Source organism: Ruegeria arenilitoris (assembly GCF_013031355.1).
GTDB classification, from domain to species: domain Bacteria; phylum Pseudomonadota; class Alphaproteobacteria; order Rhodobacterales; family Rhodobacteraceae; genus Ruegeria; species Ruegeria arenilitoris_C.
Map to the genome: position 1 here is coordinate 93,761 of NZ_WPZO01000007.1, position 17,098 is coordinate 110,858.

The following is a 17,098-nucleotide window of genomic DNA, read 5'->3' on the forward strand; positions in this document are numbered from 1 at the left end:
AGACAGCAAAGGCGATTTTGAAATGAGTTTGACGTCAGATCAGATGGAATTGCGTGAAGACGATATTCGTAAGCACTATCCGGCGGCGACCGCCTTGCTGAACGGGTTCGAGCACGCGCCAAGGATCGCCAAACCTGTTGAAGCCGCCGTTGAACGGTCGCCGGGGGTGTCGACTGGGCGGCGCTTCCGGTCCACGACGCCGGGGCTGGTGACACGGCGCACCGTGCGCGCAGATGGCGTGCACCTGGTCGAACGGATTGAGGCCTCGGATGATGGCGATACGTTGGTTTCACCGCCCCAGGCCACCACGCAGCAAGCCCTTCGGCGTGCCATCGCCATCGCTCTGGCCGTTGCTGATGCTTATGCGGAACAGACCCCGCTGGCCGATCTCAAACGTGCCAATCTGGCCGGGGACTTACCTGCCGCCCGCAAGACCGAATTCTCGGAACTGCTGACGGCTGAGGCTCTGATCACGCTACACACGTTCGGCAACGCACTGGCTTACCTGATGTCCTCGCATCTGGGCGAGACCACCGTCGATATCGGTGAGATCGAAGAAGTTCTGACCGACAACGGCCAACTCGCCCTGCATGGCGCGCTGTGGGAGCTGGACCAGACGTTGGCCAAACACGCCCCCGACGACGCGCATCTGATCGCCGCCACCAGCGCCTATGCCGAGCAACTGATGGAGAAGGCCGCCCTGCGTGCTCAGTCCGCAGGCCATCTGGCCCCGTTTCAGAAAGCCGCCTGGCATATCGAGGCCGACGACCTGACGATCCGTGGGTTTGAGCCGGCCTCAAATGCCAAGTCCACCACCCTGACCATGACGTTCAAGAAACCGAACGAAGTGGTCGGCAACCATATTGCCAAGTATCAGGCCATGAAGCTGGCCAAGATGATGATGGCCTATGACTTCGACCGTCGCCTGAATCCGTTTGCCGAACTCGGCGGGTTCATCTTCACCTTCATGGGCGACGGCAAGCCGGGGACCGGCAAGACCACCCTGATCCAGATGATGGCCGGGCTGATCAACGACTATTGTCAGAACGCGGGCTATCCGTTCCGCTATCAGAACCTGAGCACCGACAATATCGACAGCTATCAGGGCAAGTCTGGTCAGAACGCCAAGGCCTTTATCAACACGATCGTCGACCCCTCGGTCATCGGCTTCGGCACCATCGACGATATCGATCAACTGGCGGGCAAACGCGGCGACCGGCAGTCCTCGGCCGGGCAGTTGGAAATTACCGCCGTTCTGATGGAGAGCTTTGCGGGCGCCAACACCGTCGTGCGCGGCAACTGCACCTTTGGCATGTTCTCGAACTACCCCGAGAATGTGGACGACGCCCTGCGCCAGCGGGCGGGTGCGCGGTTCCTGGTGGACGGGCCGCAGACGCGCGAGGATTACATCGACATCCTGCATCTGCTGATGGGCCGCAACCACGATATCCCTCTGGGCGAGCACGACGCCTATGCCGCGCAAGAGATCAAGAAGGCCGTCGCCGCCAGTTTCGAAAGTCATTCCCGCCCGCATGAGGACGCCTTGCTGCAGGTCTATGACCGGGTCTCCGGCGATATCGGTCAGATGGACACGATTGCCAAGCTGGGCACCTATCTCAAGGCGATCCAGCAGGCGGATGAGCGGTTCACCGGCCGCGCGATCAAGAACATCACCGACGCGGTCAAGGTCCGCGCGATGGATTTCGAGCTGCCCGACGAGTGGATGGAGAACCCCGACCTGTTCCTGTTCCGCGACTACGACACCAAGAAAGCGATGATTGAGGACCTGCGCCAGCCGATCACGGTCGAGATGGTGTTGCAAGAGATCAACCGCTACGCCGACAGCGAGTTCCGCTATGCCGACAAAAGCGACGAGGTCGCCATCGAAAACGCCGTGCGTGAGATGGGCCGGATGGAAGAGGCCAAGCGGCGGTATATTGAAGGAAAGAACATTGGATAGAAAATTTGTTATTGAGGCCGAAGGTTACCCGGAAATGTCCGGGATGATGTTGGTAACCGTCGAAGCCATGAAACAGATAGGTGGCTCAGCAAGTATTTATGAACTGGATGAGAAGGTCGCCGAAATCGAAGGTGTTTCTGAGGAAGAACAATCCTTCATGATGACGGGAACCAATCAGGGACAACCACGATTGAACTATTATCTGGCTTGGGCTCGAACCTTCTTGAAGAAGGGTGGGGCCCTCGAGAATTCCGCTCGTGGTATTTGGGCGTTAACTGAGTTCGGGAGCACGATTGAGACGATTGGCGATACTCAGAAAATAATCGACCAGGTGAACGAGGAAGAAAAAGCTAGAGCTCGCGAGCGGCGGAAGAAAAAGCAACAAAACGGGGATGAGCCCGAATTGTTTTCACCTACTGATCAGAGTGGCAAGATAGAAGAGACGCCCGACACAGAGACCTGGAAATCCAGGTTGCTCTCTACTTTGAAGCAAATGGATCCTTACGCCTTTGAGCGCTTAGCACAGCGTTTGCTTCGAGAAGCAGGTTTCACCAAAGTCGAGGTTCGAGGAAAATCCGGTGATGGTGGAATCGATGGCGTTGGCGTACTTCGCGTGAACCTCGTTTCTTTTCAGGTGTTCTTTCAGTGTAAACGCTACAAAGGAAGCGTTGGGTCTTCGGAAATTCGCGACTTCAGGGGCGCGATGATGGGCCGAGCTGACAAAGGGCTGTTCATAACGACTGGCAATTTTACCGCACAAGCTTCGGACGAAGCTACAAGGGATGGTGCGACAGCGATTGACCTAATCGATGGAGATCGCCTGTGTGATCTGCTCAAAGAAAATGACCTTGGGGTTGCGACAGAAATGATTGAGGCGGTCACAATAGATGAGAAGTTCTTTGCCAGCGTTTAGTATTAAACAAATGGAAGGAAGGTCTGCTTAGTGATCCGTCTCATCGAAAAAGGCCTGATGTTCGGCAACCTCGTACACATCTCCAGCCCGGCTCTGGTCGAGCGGTATAACCGCGCGCTGCAGCATCTGGCGGGCAAGACCACGGAGCTGACGGATTTCCATGTCGATATCTCGGGCTATTCGCCGGAGGTAGGGATTGAGCTGGACGACCCGCTCTATCTCAACCCCAACGGGGTCAACCGGCAGTTTATCCTGCTGACGACCGAGCAGAAACGCGCGCCTCTGCTGAACGTCAAATTCTCGACCTCACGCGATATCCTGCGCGAATTCATCGAGATGAACGAGGCGCAGCTTTTCGCCCTGACCGCCACCGATGCCGTGGCCGGAGAGCTGGTGAACTCGGTCTTCAAACTCACCACACCGCGCGACCTGCTGAACCTTCGCAAGATCGAGATCGAGGCCGACACGGTAGGCGGCACCCTGCGCAAGGCCGAGCAGCTTGCGGGCATGGTCGAGCGGTTCAAGACCGAAGAGGACGCCTGGTTCGACGATGTGCTGATCGCCAAGATGATCGAAACCGCCAGAGAAACTGGCGACGTCACCCGCAACCCGGTCCACCTGCGCCATACGGCGTTTGATCAGCGCAACTTCTGGACCGCGCATTTCGGGGGGCTCTACCTGTTCCCCGATCTCGATTACCCGGCCGCGATTAGTATGGGTGACCGGCCCGAGGACATGCCGATCGAGCACGTGTTCGACGCCTCACAACGGCATCGGATTGCGGCCTTCCTGAACGACAACAATCTGGTCGAGACGATCATCGAGGCGCGCGGCGTGAACTCGGCTGCTGTTTTGCAACAGAAGATGGACTTTCTGACCGTCCACGCCGCCGCCGACGCGGGCGTGGACCTGACCGGGCTGGACCGCAGCGACATGCGCCGTCTGGCGCGAAACCACGCCGACCGCCTGCCCGAGGCCTTCCACGGCCTTGCCCAATTGCTGCGCTGGGCCAGCGATGGCGGGCCGTGGCCGCGCATCACCTCGGACCATCCGGCCTATTTCTATACGATGCGGGCCTCTGATACGCCCAACCGCGATCTGGTGAACATGCTGCTGGCCGAACTGGCCCCGCTGGACCCGCGCCAGATGTTCATCTGCCATAAGGAATTGTTCTACAATACCTATTCCACCTGGCCCGAGGCCAAGAAAGCCTATGTTGCCGACTTCCTCGCGCGCGAGTATCAGGTGGACAAGGCAGGCGCTCGCGCCGCGTTGTTCGGCCATGAACCTGGCATGAGCGGCAATGACCGGGTCAGCGATGACATCATCGCGCGCGTCGGTCCCTGGGGCGCTGTTGGGAGGAATTGAATGATCGTTGCAATCCGTTTTCTGATTCCACTGCTGATCATTCTGACGGTGATCTATGTCGGGCTGTCGATCTATTCCCGCTTGGTGCGACGGCGCAAGCTGATTGCGCATTGGGAAAAGAAAGGGCTGTCCGGCGATCGCGATGCCTTTGTCGCGCGGGGGTTGAAGAAATACGACAACTCCTTTCGCAGGAAACTGCTACTGGGCGTTTATGTCGTCCCGCTTGGGGCAATTGCCCTGCTGATCTATATTACGAATTTTATGTGAGGGCCGGATAGATGGTCTATGTCAAATGGGTATTCATCATAGTTTTCTGGGGCTTGGTTGCCGCAGTGCTGGAATACACGCTGCCGCAGCAGGATGTGGTGCGGATCGTCAAAACCGAGGTGAGGCGGGTCGATTTCGGTGAGAATTCGATCTTCTGGGCACAGCAGGACACCGGTCAGGAAGGGGCTCAAACCACCAACCGCGATGTGCGTTTTGTCGAAACCTTCCGCCCCAACGGCAAGCCGCGCGTGTATCGCAACGAGGATACCGGCTGGGGCTGGCCGCCCTATTTCAAGCTCGACAGCTCGAACCTGCAGGCCGAGTTGACCAATCTCGTGTCGACGGCCGCAGACCCGCAATGGGTGGTGATACGCCACTATGGCTGGCGCAATCAGCTCATGTCGATCTTTCCCAACGTGGTTTCGGTGCGCCCAGTGGACAGCCCCGATGTGCGGCTGATCCCCTGGTTCAACATCATCTTCCTGACGGTGTTCTTCGCCATCGTCTGGGCGATCTGGGTGCGCTGGCGCAGGTTCCGACAACGCCGCATCGACCCGATGCTGGAAAATGTCGAGGACGGCTTTTATGCAGCAGGCGACGCGATTGAAGAGAAACGCAACGGTTTTCGCCGTTGGTTGGACAGCTGGAAATCCAAGTGACGGCGCGGGTCGTTTGACCCATGTCCCCGTGGCTTTCGTTATCTGACCACGAACTCAGCATGCAGCGCCCCGGCGGCCTTGATCGTCTTCAGAATGTCGATCATGTCGCGGGGCGAAACGCCCAGCGCGTTAAGGCCCGCCACGACCTCGGAAAGGGTAGTGGCTTCAGGGATTTCGGCCAGTCCGGTGCCTTCTTCCTCTTCTATCCCGGCGAATGTGCGGGGGACGACAACCGTTTCTCCACGGGCAAACGGGTTGGGCTGGACCGCGATCGGCGACTCTTCGACCGTCAGAGTCAGATTGCCCTGTGATACCGCTACGCGCGATATCCGAACCTCTTGCCCCATGACGATGGTACCCGAACGCTGATCGACCACTACACGGGCCTTGGTTTCGGGCTCGACCAGAATGTTCTCGATCCGGCCCAATGCGTGCGCTGTCGATATCGCCTGCGTCGCTGCGATATTGAGTTCGACCGTGCCGGAATCGCGCATGATCGCCACCGCCCGGTTGAATTCAGTGTTGATCGCAACCTCGATACGGCTGGCGGTGGTAAAATCGGGCTCGCGCAGGGCCAGCCGCATTTGCGTTAGTGTCGAGAGATCAAAGTCGATCTCGCGTTCCACCCGCGCACCCGACGGGATCACGCCAGAGGTCGGAACCCCCTGCACGACCGAGGCAGCCTCGCCCTCGGCCACGGCGCCACCGGCCAGAACCGTGCCCTGCGCTACAGCGTAGATTTGCCCGTCGGCCGCGTTCAGTGGTGTCATGATCAGGGTGCCACCCAACAGACTTTTGGAATCGCCGATGGCTGACACTGTCACGTCGATCTGCCCACCGACCCGGGCAAAAGGTGGTAGGCTGGCGGTCACCAACACGGCCGCGACGTTTTTGGGGCGAAAATCCTCTCCGTTCACATTGACGCCCAGCCGTTCGAGGATGTTCGACATGATCTCCTCGGTGAAGGGCGAGTTGCGCAGCCCGTCCCCGGTGCCGTTCAGCCCGACAACCAGACCATAGCCCACCAGATCATTGCCCCGTACTCCGTCGAAATCCACAAGGTCCTTCAGGCGGATCGCACCGGCTGAAGCGATCCCGGGCAGCATCATCAATAGGAAAACAAGGAGTCTCATCTCAGGAAATTCACCAGCGACAGGTTCGCGTTGCGAACGGTGACGGAATAGAGGCTTTCCAACTGGAACTGCACGGTTTGAAGCTGCGCGGCGGTTTCATACGGGTCCGCTGCAATCAGTTTGTTGCGGCTGTATTCCAGGCTGGTTTGTGCGGCACCGTTGCGCGTTGTGGCCTGTTCGATCCGTGCCTCGGCCGATCCCACTTGTGCGCGCAGGTTGACGATATCATTCTGGGTATTGGCCAGATCGACGCCCAATTGCGTGAACAACGCCGTGCGCTGATCACGCGGCAGGTTCAGCGCGTCGTCCGACACCAGCGCCGCAACGGCGATACCGCGCAACGCGTCCTTGATCGCGGGATCCGTTGCCGTAATTGGAATACGGACACTTTCATTTTCCGAGATTTGCATCGCCGCCAAAGTGGTGTCTGACCCTTGATAGATCATCGCGTCAAACCCGGCCGGATCGTTGAACCAATCTTCTGCCGCCTGCCGGATATCCGACACCGTGGCGTGCCCGGTCAGCTCAGCCTCCAATGCAGTCAGCAGCGTGTCGGTCGAAGGCAGGGGGGAAACATCCGTGGCCACGCCGGAATACAGGCTGCGCCCGCCAGCGCGCGTGTTCAGCGCAGACATGATCGTGTCCAGCTCGTTGAGCGCCTGCACTGATGCGTTTTCGTGGCTGACCGCCTGGTTCGAAGTGCCAAAAGACAGCAGGGACGCGGTGAATTCGCTGACAGAGTCTTCAATCGTCGTCAGGCTCAGCTGCATTGCATCGGTAAACAGCCCGGCCTCGGCCGCGGACACCCGATAGGCGTCAAGCCGCGACAGGCTGCGATCCAGATCCAGAAGGTGCGAGTAATCGCCATCCAGCCGCCCGGACACATCCTGAACCTTGCCGGTGGACATCTCATAGGACAGGGTTTCGATCCGGGTTTTCAGTTCGGTCGAGCGGGTCTTCAATGTCATGCCCCGCGCCAGATCACCGATAGACGTCAAATTCATCATCACAACCTCAACAGAGTATTCATCAATTCATCCACCACCGAGATGACCCGGGCGTTGGCGGCATAGGCCTGCTCGATCTCCATCAGGCGCTGCAGCTCCTGATCCGTGTCGACGCCGTCCTCAGCCTCGATCCGCGCCATTTCCAGCTGGGCGCTGTTGGCGAAGGTCAGGCGTTGGCTGGCCGTGTGGGCATTTGCGCCAGCCTTGGACGAAAGCGCCTCGGTCAGATCAGAAGCGCGCATGGCACCGGTGCCAAAAGGCGAACCGGCGACAGGGCGCGCATCGCTGAGAATGGCACCAAGGGCCTGCAGCTGTGTTGCATCACCCGGATCGCCGGGGGCCGCCGCACCCAGCCCGTCGCGCAGCCGCCAGCTGTCGCCGCCATTGTCGGGATCGACAATCGCGTTCAGACTGATGCGCGAGGCCAGTCCCGCTGGGGCCGTTACATCGAACCGGTTACCGGCATCGGTGAACAGGCCTGCGTCGGTGGGCAGTGCGGTGGGGTCCAGACCAGGGGTTTCGAATCGTTCGATCAGGTCCCGGGCGACCGAGTCCAGATTGGCCTGTGCCTCAACCGCCAGCTCATCGCGGATCTGGAACTGGGCCATCAGCGCGCCGCCGCGTATCTGGGCGGTGTCGCCACTGGTGCGTATCGGGTTGCCGTTCATCTCCAACCCCGACAGCAGGCCGTTTCCCACCGTCATATGGGGTTTGGTATCGCCGGTGGTGGTAAAGGAAAACTGCGCCGCCGTGCCTTCCAGCAGGATCAGGCCTCCATCGGAGTACAGCGAGACCTGGTCGTTGGCCCGCGGCACCGCGTTGACTGGCACCAATTCGTTGACCTGATCGATCAGAACCTGCCGTTGGTCCAGCAAGGCCCCGATGTCACCGCCCGAGTGTTTGACCGAGGGAATTCTGGCATTCAGCTTCTCGATATCCTTGAGAGTTTGGTTTAGGCTGTCCACATGCTTGCCAATGGTGCGGTCCGCGTCCGATCGCAATTGCCTCACGCCCTCGGAGGCAGAGTTGATTCTGTTGGCCAGATCGCGACCGGAGCGGGCGACCTGATCCAGCCGCTCGGATGAGTCCGGCAGGCTGGCCGCTGTGATCAGGCTGCTGTCGAAATCTGCCAACCGGGCGGCAAGCGATGAAAGATCGTCGGCCGCACCGATGAAACCCTCAACGCTAGTGTGAAAGCCGGACACGGCGGTTTGGAACGCCAGATCCGCGTCGGTGGCGTGTCGGTTGGCGGTCAGCACCGGGTCCTGGTTGCGCACTACGCCAACCGTTCGCACCCCATGTCCCGAGATTGTGTTTGTCGTCAGCTCCAGCGACCGGCGGGCAAAGCCGGGGGTCAGCGCGTTGGCGATATTGTCCGACACAACCGACGTGCCTCGGCCCGCGGCCGTCAAACCGCTTACTGCGTTGTTGAATGCCGTCGTCATATTCATCGGACAGCCCCCCTTTCCGGATTAAAACCCAAATCAGCGTTTGATGTTGGTGGTTTCCTGCAGCATCTCGTCGACCGTTTTGATCACCGTCGCGCTCGACGAATAGGCGCGTTGCGTCTGAATCAGCGAGGTCAGCTCGGTCGCGATGTCGGTGGTCGATTCCTCGCGTGCAAAGGACACCAGATCGCCGGTCGGCCCTTCGCCTGCGTTCCACAGGAAGAAGGTGCCGCTTTCACGGGACGGCGCGTAGGTCTGGCTGTCCAGTGCGGTCAATCCGTTGGGGTTGGGTACATCTGCGAGCGGAATCTGGAACATGCGGCGGCTGACACCGGTGTCATAAAACGCATAGACATAGCCGTTCTCATCCACCTGAACGCTGGTCATCGTGCCCACGGCAGAGCCGTCACGCGTGATCGATACCGGCGCAAAGGTGTCAGACAGTTGCGTGATGCCATCCGCGTCGCCGATCTGGCCGATATTGACCTCCATCGGGCCACCGGCCACGTTCACCACAAGGCTGCCCGTGGTCGGGTCATAAGCCCCGCCAGATACAGTCGTAACGCTTGCCAGCGTGCCACCGGCGGTCCGGCTGTCAGTGAAGGTCAGAGTGTATTCGCCGATCACCGCCCCGCCGGACGCGGAATCCCGCAGGATCATGGTCCATTCATTGCTGCTGCCGGCTGCAGGAACGGTTGGCACAAGCTCGATATCGACGCTTTCGGACTTGCCCAGGTTGTCGAAATACTCAACCGACAGGGGCTGCGTATCGCCCGGTGCCCCGGCGTCGGTTGCCGTTGCCGGCAGATTCATGCGCAGGTTCATCGCCGTGGTCGGAGAGCCGGACAGCTGATTGACGCTCAGCTGGATGGGTTCCAGTGCCGCCGGGGTGTCCCGCGGCACCGCCGGAATCGTCCCGTCCGGATTCGCCCGCCAGCCTAGCAGGACAAGGCCGGATTCGGTGACCAGATACCCTTCTTCATTGGTGCGGAACGATCCGGTGGTGGTCAGTTGCATCTCATTCGATCCGCCCGCGATCTGCGAGCTGGGGCGCACCGGCAACATGCCCCGGCCCCGCACCGCCAGATCGGTCGAGTTGTTGGTGGTCACCAGCGATCCGCGCTGGTCGATCAGGCGCTGACTGGTGGTTCTGACCCCGCCTGCCGAATAGCTGCCGCCCTGGCCCGACGTGACCATCGAATGAAAATCCGTTTCGACCCGCTTGTAGCCGAATGTCGAAGAGTTCGCGATGTTGTCCGAAATGGTGGCCAGCCGGTTGGCGTTGGCCTTCAATGAGGCCACACCGGCATTCAGCGAGGAGGAAATCGTCATTTGCACGCCCTTCTGTTGCGTCAATCCTTGATGCAACAGCTAACGCACTGCCCCTTAACAGCGCGCTAACAGGTAAAATGCCGTCTATCCTCTGGCTGTCAGGTCTCGCGCAGGAAGATGATTTCGATCCGGTTGTTACGCACTGCCATTGGATTTTCATCTGACAATTCCCGGTCGGCATGACCGGTTACGCGATCCAGCCGCTTCGTCGTAAACCCCTTATCTTCAAGCAGTTGCCGCACCACCTGCGCGCGTGAGGTCGAGATATCCCAGGACGGATCGCGCGCCAGAACCACGGGCGAGGCCCTGACATGGCCCTCGACCGCCACGTCATTGGTCACCAGATCCGAAGACCGCGCCACCAGCAATGCCAGCGCACGCATCATTGTTGTCGGCTCATCCGTACCCGATTCGAACAACGGCTGATCCTCGGTGTCGAACAGCTCAACCACCAGACCTTCGTCGGTGACGCGCGTGACGATGTGTTTTAGCACTTTGTCCGAGACCATGCTTTCCCCGGTATGCCCCAGCAGCTGGGCCTCGAGCGTCGAGAAATCGTCGGACGCTTCTTTGCCACCATCCGGATGAACCCCGATCGACCCACGCGCCTGCCGGGCGACCGTGGGGTGCCGTTTCGCAGCCCCCGAGCCGTCCATCACCATTGTCTTTTCTGAAAACATGTTATTGCCGCCAAAGGCCCCGTCACCGCCGCCTGAGACCGGATTCACCGGAATCGTCGGCGAGAAGTAATCCGCCAGCCCTTTGCGTTGTTTTTCGGTCGTTGCGTTCAGCAGCCACATCAACATGAAGAACGCCATCATGGCCGTGACAAAGTCGGCATATGCGACCTTCCACGCGCCACCGTGGTGGCCATCGCCACCTGACACACGTTTCTTCTTGATGATGATTGGCGCCGCATTCGATTGCGCACCCATCTCCACCACCTTTTTATCACCCGACTACAGGCGTAGCCGGGCAGGTCTTAAGGTGGGCTTAACACTTAAAACTGTTCGGACTTCTCTAGCGCGGCAGGGTGGCGCTGGCCCGCCGCAGGATCAATTGCAGGCGGTTGAAGCTGTTCTGGATGCCGTCAGGTTCAGCCTTGCCGAAGAACGCATCCAGTTCCTCGTGCACCCGCACGGCCTGATCCAGTAACGGGTCTGCGCCCTCAGTATAGAGCCCGGCCTTGATCATCACCTCGGATTGTTCATAGCTACCGACCAGTTTCCGGGTTTCCGAGATCATCTGGTTTTCTTCCTGTGTCGCCGCCCCCGGCAGGCTGCGCGAGACCGAGCGGCTGAGGTCGATGGCGGGGAATCGTCCACGCTCGGCAATGTCGCGGTTCAGCACGATATGTCCGTCCAACACGCCGCGCAGGATGTCGGCGACGGGTTCATCCATATCCGACCCGGCGATCAGGACGCTGAACACGGCTGTGATATCGCCCTGATCGGCGGTGCCCGGACCCGCGCGTTCGCACAGCCCGGCAATCAACGGCGTGACCGACGGAGGAAAGCCACGCAGCGAGGGGGATTCGCCCATCGCGACGGCAATCTCCCGATGCGCTTCGGCAAAGCGGGTCACCGAATCGGCCAGAAACAGCACGTTCAGCCCCTGATCACGCAAATATTCCGCCACCGACATCGCCGACCAGGCACAGCGCCGCCGCGCCAGCGCCGACTGGTCGGATGTGGCCGCCACCACGACCGAGCGTTTCATCCCCTCGGCCCCCAGCGCGTGTTCGACGAATTCGTTCACCTCGCGCCCACGTTCACCCACCAGCGCGACCACGACAGCGTCCGCCTGCATCGATTTCGCCAATGTCGCCAGCAGGGTGGATTTACCTACACCCGACCCGGCGAACAGGCCAATGCGCTGTCCTTGCACCACTGGCAGCATGGTGTTGAGCACCGCCAGCCCGGTCTCCATCCGCGCGCCCAGCGGTTTGCGCGCCACAGCCGGGGGCGGCGCGCGCATGATATCTTGCTCGAGCACGCCTGATAGAAGAGGTTTTCCGTCTAACGGTTTGCCGAACGGATCAACCACCCGCCCCAGCCAGTGCATTCCCGGCGCAAAGGCGGGAGTCAGATCCAGAATTACCCGGTCGCCCAGGCAGACCCCATCGGGCGCGGCGGTCGGCATCATGTGAATCACATCCGATTCGACATGCAGCACTTCGCCGGGCAGATCCGGTCCGCTGCGTCGTCGCAAGGTCAGGTGGTCGCCGATCCGCGCCTGCCCCTCAAGCCCCTGTATTTCAATGACCCCGCGCGCCACACCGGACACGCGGCCCATATGGCGCACAGCCGACAGACGGTCGAATTCGCATTTCAGAAGCATCGGGTCGAGATCGGACATCGTGGGTTCTCCAACGGGTTTCTGAAAACGCTTTCTAAAGGAATCGGGGTTAAGCCTTGATTGAAATTGATCGAGGGAGAAGCCCCGATGTTCTATGACCTGAACGTCTTTAAGACCGCGCACGCAATGGCAACCCATGCTGGACAACGGCAGGCGGTCATCGCGCGCAACATGGCCAATGCGGATACGCCGGGCTACCAGCCGCGCGATATCGAGGCCTTTCAAAAAGCATTCGAAAACTCAGGGCGTGAGGTCGCCATGACCGCCACGCGGGCCGGTCACCTGAATGGTGCCTCTGGCCCTCAGCCCTGGGTCGAATATGAGGTCGCGCCCTCGGGCGATCCCAATGGCAACGGCGTGTCCGTCGAGGAAGAGATGTTCAAAGCGGTCGAGGTCAAGCGCCAGCATGACCGCGCGCTGACCATCTACAAATCCTCGATGAACATACTGCGCAGCAGTATTGGCCGGTCATAAGGGGGCAGAAACATGAGTGATTTTTCCCATTCCCTCGCCGCCTCAACCAGCGCCCTGCGTGCGCAATCGGCACGGCTGCGGCATGTGTCCGAAAACATCTCGAACGCCGATACGCCGGGCTATCGCCGCAAGACGGTGCCGTTTGAGACCGTGCAGAAAGACGGGCGCGAAGTGGTGCAGGCCGGGCGCGTCAAGCTGGACCGCCGGGACGGAACGCGCGTCTATGACCCCGGGCACCCGATGGCCGATAACACCGGTCATTATCGCGGTTCGAATGTCGATCTGATGATCGAGATCGCCGACGCCCGAGAGGCGCAGCGCAGCTACGAAGCCAATCTCAAGATGTTCGACCAGACACGCCAGATGTCGTCGAGCCTGATGGAACTCCTCAGAAGATAAAAGGACACCAGAATGGACATCCGATCCCTGACAGCAGCCCAGAACTACGCTGTTGCGCGCCCGGCCACGCAGGCCGATCCCAACCACGCCGGACTGGCGCAGGGGCTGCGCAACACGTTTCAGGACTTTGCCGCAACGCTGCATCAAAGCGAGCAGGTCTCTCAGGCCGCCATGACCGGGCAGGCCGATCCGCACGCGCTGGTGCAGGCGCTGGCGCAGACCGAACTGGCCGTGGAAACGGCTGTGGTGGTACGCGACAAGGTGGTCGAGGCCTATCAGGAAATCCTGCGGATGCCGGTCTGACGAGATGCTGAGCGAAGGTCTCTTCTATGACATCGTGCGTCAGGCGCTGTGGGTTGCGGTGATCACCTCGGTCCCGATCCTGGCGGTGGCGCTGGTGTCGGGCCTGATCGTCGGCCTGTTCCAGGCGCTGACCTCGGTGCAGGAGATGACGCTGACCTTCGTGCCCAAGTTGATCGCTATCGTCATCGTGTTCTGGATTTCGATGGGCTTCATGACCCAGACACTGGTGACGTTTTTCACCACAACCCTCATCCCACTGATCGCAGGAGGCCGCTGATGGATACCGCCTATGTCACCCTATCCCGCCAGTCCGGGCTGATGAATGAAATGCGGCTGGTGGCGAATAACATCGCCAATGCCAACACCACCGGATACCGCGCGCAGGGTCTGGTGTTCTCGGAGTTCGTCCAAGACGTACCGGGCAACCCGTCCCTGTCGATGAGCCGGGCCGAGGCGCGCAACACCTCGCAGCAACAGGGCTTGCTGACCGAGACCGGAGGTCAGTTCGATTTCGCCATCGAAGGCGACGGGTTTTTCATGGTCGAGACCGCATCGGGCAATCGTCTGACGCGGGCAGGCGCCTTTTCCCCAAGCGCCGAGAGCGATCTGGTCACGATGGACGGCCACCGGGTGCTGGACGTGAACGGCGCACCTGTTTTCATCCCGCCTGATGCGGCTTCGATCGATGTGGGCAGCGACGGTACGCTCAGTATCGAAGGGCAACTGCTGGGGCAGATCGGCGTCTATCGTGTGGCCGATCCCAGCACGCTGGTGCGCGAGGGCAGCACGCAATTCCGTGCCGAAGGCGAGATTGAACCGGTGGAAAACCCGGTTGTTGTGCATCGTTTCCTCGAAGGGTCCAACGTCAACGCCGTTCATCAGGTGACCCGGCTGGTCGAAATCCAGCGCGCCTATGAACTGGGGCAGAGTTTTCTGGAAACCGAAGACGAACGCGTACGCGGGGCGCTGAAAGCGCTGATGCGCTGATTTGTGAAAAGGAGATTTCAACATGCGGGCTTTGAAAATTGCAGCGACGGGCATGACCGCGCAGCAGATGCGGGTCGAGACGATCTCGAACAACCTGGCGAACACGAACACCACCGGCTACAACGCCCGCCGGGCCGAGTTTGCGGATTTGCACTATCAGCAGATGGCACGGGCCGGGACGGTGAACGCCAATGACGGCACGGTTCTGCCCACCGGTATTCAGCTTGGTCTGGGCGTGCGTCCGGCGGCCGTCACGGTGCAGCTGGCGCAGGGCGGGTTGTCGGCCACCGGCAACGATCTGGACGTTGCCATCGAAGGCCGTGGCTATCTTGAGGTGACGCTGACCAACGGCCAGTCCGGCTTTACCCGAGATGGCAGTTTGAAACGCTCGGCCGAGGGGTTGATTGTGACGTCGGACGGGTACGCGGTAGCGCCCGAGATCACCATCCCTGACGATGCGCACTCGATCTCCATCAACGCCTCGGGCGAGGTCTATGCCTATTTCGACGACGCGCCCGAGGGGCAGTTGTTGGGGGAAATAACGCTGGCCAGTTTCTCGAACGCCAAGGGGCTCGAGGCGATCGGCAGCAACCTGTTCAAGGAGACCGAAGCGTCCGGCGCGCCGGTGGTCGGAACCCCGGGTGAAGACGGGCTGGGAACCTTGCTGCAGGGCTATCTTGAGGACAGCTCGGTCGATGCGATCCGCGAGGTGACCGAACTGATCGAGGCACAGCGCGGATATGAGATGAACGCCAAGGTCATTTCCGCCGTCGATCAGATGATGGGCGCAACGACGCAGGTGCGGTGATGCGGGTTCTGATCCTGATAGTGGGGTTGTTGATGCCGGTGTTTGCGCAGGCTGACATCGTCGTGCCGACACGTACCATCCGCGCCAAGGAAATCATCGCGGGCACCGATCTTGAAATCAAGGCGCAGCAAGTGCCCGGAGCGGTGACCGACCCCGAATTTCTGATCGGGCAAGAGGCCCGCGTCGCGCTCTACCCCGGGCGCCCAATCCACGCCGGGGATGTTGGCGCGCCAGCGCTGGTGGATCGAAACGATCTGGTTGTGCTGATCTTTGACCGCAAACCGCTGTCGATCACCGCCGAAGGCCGTGCGCTGGGGCGCGGGGCCGCCGGGGAACGCATCCGGGTCATGAACCTGTCCTCCCGTACGACAGTGACCGGTCTTGTCCGGCCCGACGGCCAAATCGAGGTGAAATGATGTCTGCTCTTTCGAAATCTCTGTTGCTTGCGGTTCTTGCCGTCTCGGCCTGCGGTCGGGTGGATCATCTGGGAAAGCCGCCCAGTTTTACCTCCAATGAGGACTCGCCCGAACATGTTGCCATGTTGTGGCCGGGCCTGCCGTTGCACACGCAACCGCAGCGCAACGTCGACCGGTCCTCGTTGTGGAGCGGTGGCCAGCAATCGCTGCTGGGCGATCAGCGGGCGATCAAGAAGGGTGATATCCTGACGGTCGTGATCGAACTGGACGAGAAAGCCGAGTTCTCGAATGACACGGAACGCTCGCGCTCGGCCTCGGAAAGCCTGGGAATCGTGGGCCTGTTCGGCTTGCCGCAGCGCGCGGACAAACACTTGCCGGACGGCGCATCGCTTGCTGACGCGGTTGAGATCGACTCGTCCTCGGAAAGTACGGGCGAGGGGTCGGTTAAACGCAAGGAAAAGCTGACCCTGCGCGTGGCCGCCACCGTGGTTGATGTGCTGCCGAACGGTGTGTTGTCGATCTCGGGCTCGCAGGAATTGCGCGTGAATTTCGAACTGCGTGAGTTGCTGGTCGCGGGCTATGTGCGCCCGCAGGACATCTCGCGCCAGAATGAGATCACCTATGACAAGATCGCCTCGGCCCGTGTGTCTTATGGTGGTCGCGGGCAGATCACCGATGTGCAGCAACCGAGATACGGCCAGCAGATCCTTGACGCCGTGCTGCCGTATTAAGGAGCAGATGAGATGAAGAAATTGTTGCCCGTCATCTTTCTGCTGGTCGGTCTGGGGGCTGGGATCGGCGCTGGCGTCATGCTGTCACCTTCGGAATCGAAAGAGGCCGCAAAGCAGGAAAAATCGGAACCAAAGGCGGAAAAGCCCAAGGAGAAATCCGCCAAAGCCAAGGATGGTAAGGCGGGGAAAAAGGACAAGCCAAGCGATTACGAATACCTCAAGCTGACCAAGCAGTTCGTGGTGCCGGTCGTAGATTCCGAGCGCATCGAGGCACTGGTCACCATGTCGCTGAGCCTTGAGATCACCCCCGGCATGACCGAGGCCTTTTACGCGGTCGAGCCAAAGCTGCGCGACGGGTTCTTGCAGGTCATGTTCGACCACGCCAACACGGGTGGATTCGACGGCGCCTTCACCGAGTCCGATAACCTGAAAGTGTTGCGCAAAGCCCTGCTGGAGACGGCGCGCAGAGATCTTGGCGATGATGTCTCGCAGGTCCTGATCATGAGTGTCAGCCGCCAGGATGTCTGATCCGGGC

General features: G+C 60.4%; 20 protein-coding genes. 14 read left to right on the forward strand and 6 right to left on the reverse strand.

The window, feature by feature from the left end:
* Positions 1-22: 22 nt before the first annotated feature.
* The 5 genes from GOX63_RS16525 to GOX63_RS16545 are packed head-to-tail and all read left to right on the forward strand — an operon-like array spanning position 23 to position 5,167.
* The gene (locus tag GOX63_RS16525) at positions 23-1,960 is read left to right on the forward strand and encodes an AAA family ATPase (RefSeq protein WP_170546466.1); all 1,938 of its coding nucleotides are present in this window, start codon (positions 23-25) and stop codon (positions 1,958-1,960) included.
* Positions 1,953-2,873, forward strand: coding sequence for a restriction endonuclease (locus GOX63_RS16530; RefSeq protein ID WP_217356207.1), 921 nt, complete (start codon positions 1,953-1,955; stop codon positions 2,871-2,873). Before GOX63_RS16525 ends, GOX63_RS16530 begins: the two co-directional genes overlap by 8 nt.
* Positions 2,874-2,903: 30 nt before the next feature.
* Positions 2,904-4,241: a DUF6638 family protein gene (locus GOX63_RS16535; protein ID WP_170546469.1), complete on the forward strand. Its 1,338-nt coding sequence runs from the start codon at positions 2,904-2,906 to the stop codon at positions 4,239-4,241.
* Positions 4,242-4,508 (forward strand): hypothetical protein, encoded by a 267-nt coding sequence (locus tag GOX63_RS16540; RefSeq protein ID WP_170327830.1) that lies wholly within the window; start codon positions 4,242-4,244, stop codon positions 4,506-4,508.
* Between the two features lie 11 nt (positions 4,509-4,519).
* Positions 4,520-5,167: a DUF1523 family protein gene (locus tag GOX63_RS16545; protein WP_170327829.1), complete on the forward strand. Its 648-nt coding sequence runs from the start codon at positions 4,520-4,522 to the stop codon at positions 5,165-5,167.
* Between the two features lie 38 nt (positions 5,168-5,205).
* Here GOX63_RS16545 and GOX63_RS16550 read toward each other — a convergent pair whose 3' ends face one another.
* The 6 genes from GOX63_RS16550 to GOX63_RS16575 form a co-directional block, all read right to left on the reverse strand.
* Complete coding sequence (locus tag GOX63_RS16550; RefSeq protein ID WP_170327828.1) at positions 5,206-6,300, reverse strand: flagellar basal body P-ring protein FlgI; 1,095 nt, start codon at positions 6,298-6,300, stop codon at positions 5,206-5,208.
* Positions 6,297-7,304, reverse strand: a complete 1,008-nt coding sequence (locus GOX63_RS16555) for a flagellin (RefSeq protein ID WP_170327827.1) — start codon at positions 7,302-7,304, stop codon at positions 6,297-6,299. The genes GOX63_RS16550 and GOX63_RS16555 overlap by 4 nt, the downstream gene beginning before the upstream one ends.
* 2 nt (positions 7,305-7,306) lie before the next feature.
* Positions 7,307-8,758, reverse strand: coding sequence for a flagellar hook-associated protein FlgK (gene flgK, locus GOX63_RS16560; protein WP_170327826.1), 1,452 nt, complete (start codon positions 8,756-8,758; stop codon positions 7,307-7,309).
* Positions 8,759-8,791: 33 nt separating this feature from the next.
* Positions 8,792-10,087, reverse strand: coding sequence for a flagellar hook protein FlgE (locus GOX63_RS16565; RefSeq protein WP_170327825.1), 1,296 nt, complete (start codon positions 10,085-10,087; stop codon positions 8,792-8,794).
* A 98-nt stretch (positions 10,088-10,185) separates the two neighbouring features.
* Positions 10,186-11,022, reverse strand: coding sequence for a flagellar motor protein MotB (locus GOX63_RS16570; RefSeq protein ID WP_170327824.1), 837 nt, complete (start codon positions 11,020-11,022; stop codon positions 10,186-10,188).
* Positions 11,023-11,107: 85 nt separating this feature from the next.
* Positions 11,108-12,427: a FliI/YscN family ATPase gene (locus GOX63_RS16575; protein ID WP_437436620.1), complete on the reverse strand. Its 1,320-nt coding sequence runs from the start codon at positions 12,425-12,427 to the stop codon at positions 11,108-11,110.
* A gap of 105 nt (positions 12,428-12,532) precedes the next feature.
* Here GOX63_RS16575 and GOX63_RS16580 point away from each other — a divergent pair, with 105 nt between their 5' ends.
* Genes GOX63_RS16580 through GOX63_RS16620 form a run of 9 tightly spaced genes read left to right on the forward strand, consistent with a single transcriptional unit; the run spans position 12,533 to position 17,091 of the window.
* The gene (locus GOX63_RS16580; RefSeq protein ID WP_170327822.1) at positions 12,533-12,919 is read left to right on the forward strand and encodes a FlgB family protein; all 387 of its coding nucleotides are present in this window, start codon (positions 12,533-12,535) and stop codon (positions 12,917-12,919) included.
* 12 nt (positions 12,920-12,931) lie between these two features.
* Entirely contained in the window at positions 12,932-13,318 is a 387-nt protein-coding gene (gene flgC, locus GOX63_RS16585; RefSeq protein ID WP_170327821.1) for a flagellar basal body rod protein FlgC, read from the forward strand.
* Positions 13,319-13,330: 12 nt separating this feature from the next.
* Positions 13,331-13,621 carry a flagellar hook-basal body complex protein FliE gene (gene fliE / locus GOX63_RS16590; protein WP_170327820.1) on the forward strand — a complete coding sequence of 97 codons (291 nt, stop codon included), beginning with the start codon at positions 13,331-13,333 and terminating at the stop codon, positions 13,619-13,621.
* Positions 13,622-13,625: 4 nt separating this feature from the next.
* The gene (locus tag GOX63_RS16595; RefSeq protein WP_058282142.1) at positions 13,626-13,898 is read left to right on the forward strand and encodes a flagellar biosynthetic protein FliQ; all 273 of its coding nucleotides are present in this window, start codon (positions 13,626-13,628) and stop codon (positions 13,896-13,898) included.
* Complete coding sequence (locus GOX63_RS16600; protein ID WP_170327819.1) at positions 13,898-14,608, forward strand: flagellar hook-basal body complex protein; 711 nt, start codon at positions 13,898-13,900, stop codon at positions 14,606-14,608. The genes GOX63_RS16595 and GOX63_RS16600 overlap by 1 nt, the downstream gene beginning before the upstream one ends.
* Before the next feature lie 22 nt (positions 14,609-14,630).
* Positions 14,631-15,416, forward strand: a complete 786-nt coding sequence (gene flgG, locus GOX63_RS16605; protein ID WP_170327818.1) for a flagellar basal-body rod protein FlgG — start codon at positions 14,631-14,633, stop codon at positions 15,414-15,416.
* Entirely contained in the window at positions 15,416-15,832 is a 417-nt protein-coding gene (flgA, locus tag GOX63_RS16610; RefSeq protein WP_170327817.1) for a flagellar basal body P-ring formation chaperone FlgA, read from the forward strand. The genes flgG and flgA overlap by 1 nt, the downstream gene beginning before the upstream one ends.
* Positions 15,832-16,563: a flagellar basal body L-ring protein FlgH gene (flgH, locus tag GOX63_RS16615; protein ID WP_170327816.1), complete on the forward strand. Its 732-nt coding sequence runs from the start codon at positions 15,832-15,834 to the stop codon at positions 16,561-16,563. The genes flgA and flgH overlap by 1 nt, the downstream gene beginning before the upstream one ends.
* A 12-nt stretch (positions 16,564-16,575) precedes the next feature.
* Positions 16,576-17,091 carry a flagellar basal body-associated protein FliL gene (locus tag GOX63_RS16620; RefSeq protein WP_170327815.1) on the forward strand — a complete coding sequence of 172 codons (516 nt, stop codon included), beginning with the start codon at positions 16,576-16,578 and terminating at the stop codon, positions 17,089-17,091.
* The last annotated feature ends 7 nt before the right edge of the window (positions 17,092-17,098 follow it).